We start from the raw sequence: 4097 nt of genomic DNA, 5'->3' as shown, positions 1-4097 counted from the left end.
GGACGCCGACGTCGTGATGATGCTACGCCTGCAAAACGAGCGCATGGACGGCGCCTACCTGCCGTCGGCGCGCGAATATCACGCGCTCTACGGCCTCACGCCGAAACGCCTCGAAAAAGCGAAACCCGATGCCATCGTCATGCACCCCGGTCCGATGAACCGCGGGGTCGAAATCGACAGCAATGTCGCCGACGATCCCGAACGCTCGACGATCACCGAACAGGTCGAAATGGGGGTCGCGGTGCGCATGGCGTGCCTCGACATATTGACGCGCCGCAAGCGGGGAGTCGCGGGATGGAACTGAAGCCGCTCCACATCGTCAACGCGCAGCTTATCGACGGCGACAGGCCGCGCGACGGCAGCCTGCTCGTGGTCGATGGCCGCATCGCCGCCATCGACCCGACCGAAATCCCCGAAGGCACCGAGACCGTCGACGCCAAAGGCCAGTGGCTCGCCCCCGGAATTATCGACCTCGGCGTCTTCGCAACCGACAAGCCCGCCTTCCACTTCGGCGGCATCACGCGCGCGGCGCTGATGCCCGACAACGGCCCGCTCGACGGCGCCGGGCTGGTCGAACGCGCCGCCAAGGGTGGCAAGCCCGACCTCTGGGTCCACCCGCTCGCCGCCGCGACCAAGGGCCTCGCGGGCAAGGAACTCGCCGAAATCGGCCTGATGAAACAGGCAGGCGCGCGCGCCATCGCTACCGGCCGCGCGCGCATCGCCGACAGCGGTGTGATGCGCCGCGTGCTTGCTTACGCCGCGTCGCTTGGGCTCGTCACGATCATCCATGCCGAGGACGAAGGCCTCACCACCGGCGCGGTCGCAACCGACGGCGAAATGGCGACGCGCCTCGGTCTCGCCTCCGCCCCCGCCATCGCCGAAGCGATGGCGATCGCGCGCGACCTCGCGCTTGTCGAGGAAACCGGCGCGCCCGTGCATTTCCGGCAGGTCACGACCGTGCGCGGGCTCGACCTGATCCGCGCGGCGAAGGCCAAGGGGCTGCCCGTCCTCTGCGGCATCACCCCCGCGCATCTGCTGCTCTCCGACACCGCGATCGGCGATTTCCGCACCTTCGCGCGCCTGTCGCCGCCGCTCCGCTCGGAGGACGATCGCCACGCGTGCCTCGCGGCGATCGCCGACGGCACGATCGACGTCCTCGCCTCGGGCCACGACCCGCGCGGCCCCGAGGACAAGCGCCTTCCCTTCGCGGAGGCCTTGCCCGGCATGGCGGGCGCCGAAACCCTGCTCGCGCTCGGCCTCGGCCTCGTGCGCGACGGCCATATTTCGCCGGGCCGGCTGTTCGACCTGCTCGCGGCCACCCCCGCCTGCCTGCTCGGCGTCGACGCCGGCAAGCTCGCAGTAGGCAAGGAAGCCGACCTCATCCTCATCAACGAAGGCGTGCCCTGGCAGGTCGATGCGAAGAAGATGGCCGCCTGGGCGGGCAACACTCCCTTCGACGGCATGCCCGTACAGGGACGCGCAACGATGATGTGGAAGGGCGGCCAGCGCATCCGCTGAACTGCGCACCGGCTGCCGCCCCCCAACCCCGAACGAAAGAAGCAGATTGTGTCACATATGAAGAGCGACCGGCTCGCCCGCGACCTTCTCGACTGGAACAGGCGTAATCTGCTGCACGACGCGCTGCTCGACGAAACCGCGATCGGCGAGAAATTCGCCCCCGCCTTCACCGTCTGCGCCAACGGGCGCGTCCACCCCGCAACGCACGCCAACTATCTCGAATTCCTCAACGGCTTTCGCGCGACCATTGCGGCCATCGACTATGCTGTGCACCGGACCGTCACCGAAGAAGCATCAACCGTCCTCGCGATGACCGCGACGGTCCGCCGTATCGACGGCAGCATCGAACGCTTCGAGGCCATGCTGCTCCTGACCTTTGACGACGCCGGGCTCGTGACGCTCTGGCACGAAGTCTACCTCAAAGCCGGATAGCCGCCGATATATTCCCGGACGGGATGAGACAAAGTGCCGACCCGCCCGACACACAAAAGAGCGGATGGCGGATTCACTGATACGGGCTTTATCTCGCTGATTTAATTCGATAGCCTCCTCACGGGGGATCGATAATCAGCGAGGTTGACCCGATGCGCCGTCTTGCCCTTCCCGCTCTCCTCACCGCCCTGCTCGCCCCGGCAGCCGCGGCGCAGATGACGCCGGTGCAGGGTATCCCCTGCGCGCAGGGCCTGCCCTGCAACGCGCCGCCGCCGCAGGTGCTGCAACAAATGTACGGCGGTGGCAGTGGCGCCACGCCACCGGGACAGGTCATCCCTTTCCAGGAAGAAAAGCAGGATTATGTCGGCGGCTATATGGTCAACAGCTTCGCCGCGATCGCCTTCTGGCGCTCGGCTTCGGGCGAGCCCGGCTATTCCTACGGCGCGCTGCGCGGCGACAACCGCGAACAGGCCGAACGCCATGCGATGACGGCGTGCCGCGAGGCCGGCGGCCGGGACTGTGTCGTCGGCCTGTGGGGCGCGAACGGCCACTTCGCGATCGCGCGCGACAAGGAGGGGCAATATTATGCGGGCTTCGCGGGGACCCCCGGCGGCGCGAAACGCTCGGTGATGGACAGCTGCAAGAGCACCGGCGCGAAGTGCAAGGTGGTCGAGACGCTCGAAAGCATGCCCTATTTCTTCCGCTTCTGAGCGTGGCAACAGCCGCTCTCTCAAAAGCAAAAAGAGGCGCGGCCCCCCGGCCACGCCCCTCCCCCTTGTTCCGGAGAAATTGCTTTAGCGCGAGGCCAGCCGCACCGGACCGGCTTTCGACGCCCACTGGATGCTTTCGCTGCCGCCCATCGCGCGGATGAAGCAGGTCTGACCCTGCGCCTTCAACTCGTTGCACAGGCTCGTCGCGTCGGCGCGCGTCGCAAGACCGTTGACCGTCAAGCGGTAGAAAGTCCGGCCCTTCACCGTCGCGGCGTGGCTCGACGCCGGGAAACTGGCGAGCGTGCCGTTGCGTTTTTTCAGCCCGCTCCATTTTTCCTTGGCGATGCCGAGGCTGTCGTACGCGCCGAGCTGCACCGCCCAGCCGCTGGGCTTCTTGCTGTCGAACGCCTTGGGGACGATCTTCGTCGCGAGCTCGAGTGCCTGCTGCTGCATCGGGCGCAGCATGCCATCGCCCGCCGCGCGCGGGGCGGCGCGATAGGGTGCGGCGTCGGCCATGATGACCTCGCCCGCGGCCTTCGGCTGCGGCAGTTCGGTGACCGGCACGACGCCGTCGGCGCCCCGCTCGGGCATCGGCAATTCGACGCTGCGAATCGCGCTGCCCGCGTCGGCGAGAACCGGCGGCGGCGGCGCATAGGCCTCCACCGGCGCCGGATCGGCACTGGCAAGCTCGGCACCATCGGCCGAAGCCATCTGCGTTTCGCTGAAATTATTGAGCGCGAGGCGCACCGGCATGCCGGCGTCCTGCTGCACGGTCGTGCCGATCAGGCTGGCGACGCGGAGCGGGGCGTTCGGCGTTTCGGCCAGCTTCGACCATTCGGTCATCCGCGCCTCGAGCTTCGCGGGCGACAGATCCTGCGCCGCAAGGATGCGCGCCTGCGCCCAGCGACCCGCGAGAGCAAAGGCGAGCGCCAGGTTCTGGCGCGTGCGCGCGCCGGCTTCGGGCGCGCGGGCGGCTTCGCTCAGCACATAGATCGCGCCTTCGCTGTCGCCCGCCAGCGCCAGCGCCAGCCCGATATCCGATGCCGGCACCGTGTCGCGATGCTCCTGGAGCAGCGCGATCGCCTCGGCATTCTTGCCCTGCGCGATCTGCGCTAGCGTCAGCGCGATGATCGTGTTGCTGTCGGTCGTGCCGAGCTCCATCGCTTCGGTCAGCGCCGAGGTGGCAGAGGCGAAGCGGCCGTCATTGAGATAGGCCTGGCCGAGCAGCGCGCGATAGCTTCCGTCGCGCGGGCTCGCGGCGACCGCGGCTTCGGCGAGGCCGACAGCCTTGCTGACCTTGCCGGCTTCGAGCGCAACGCGCGCCTGGCCGGCGGACTTGGCTGCGGCCGCGGGCTTGCCGGCGGCGCGCGACGGCGCCTCGGCCATCTTGTTCATGCTGCACCCGGAGGTCGTGACCCCGAGGACAAGGCCCGAAAC

At 68.3% G+C, this 4097-nt stretch carries 4 protein-coding genes and 1 pseudogene; 4 read left to right on the top strand and 1 reads right to left on the bottom strand.

The features are described 5' to 3' along the window. The 4 genes and pseudogenes from pyrB to VGD20_RS12865 form a co-directional block, all read left to right on the top strand. Positions 1-304 (top strand): annotated as a pseudogene (gene pyrB / locus VGD20_RS12880) (aspartate carbamoyltransferase catalytic subunit); the annotation flags it as partial. Further along, complete coding sequence (locus VGD20_RS12875; RefSeq protein WP_331134830.1) at positions 295-1518, top strand: dihydroorotase; 1224 nt, start codon at positions 295-297, stop codon at positions 1516-1518. The pseudogene pyrB and the gene VGD20_RS12875, both read left to right, overlap by 10 nt. Before the next feature lie 48 nt (positions 1519-1566). Continuing rightward, positions 1567-1950 (top strand): hypothetical protein, encoded by a 384-nt coding sequence (locus VGD20_RS12870; RefSeq protein ID WP_331134829.1) that lies wholly within the window; start codon positions 1567-1569, stop codon positions 1948-1950. A gap of 152 nt (positions 1951-2102) precedes the next feature. Further along, on the top strand, positions 2103-2660 hold the full coding sequence (locus VGD20_RS12865) for a DUF4189 domain-containing protein (RefSeq protein ID WP_331134828.1): 558 nt from the start codon (positions 2103-2105) through the stop codon (positions 2658-2660). Between the two features lie 84 nt (positions 2661-2744). Here VGD20_RS12865 and VGD20_RS12860 read toward each other — a convergent pair. Beyond that, the coding region (locus VGD20_RS12860; RefSeq protein WP_331134827.1) for an SPOR domain-containing protein at positions 2745-4097 on the bottom strand (1353 nt) is incomplete at its 5' end.

This window comes from Sphingopyxis sp., assembly GCF_036402335.1.
GTDB lineage: Bacteria > Pseudomonadota > Alphaproteobacteria > Sphingomonadales > Sphingomonadaceae > Sphingopyxis.
This window is presented reverse-complemented; position numbering and strand designations above follow the sequence as displayed.

What these genes read in the sequence shown, in the direction of transcription:
- VGD20_RS12865 (WP_331134828.1), top strand. Translation starts at nt 2,103, where the DNA reads ATGCGCCGTCTTGCCCTTCCCGCTCTCCTCACCGCCCTGCTCGCCCCG.
- VGD20_RS12875 (WP_331134830.1), top strand. Translation starts at nt 295, where the DNA reads ATGGAACTGAAGCCGCTCCACATCGTCAACGCGCAGCTTATCGACGGC.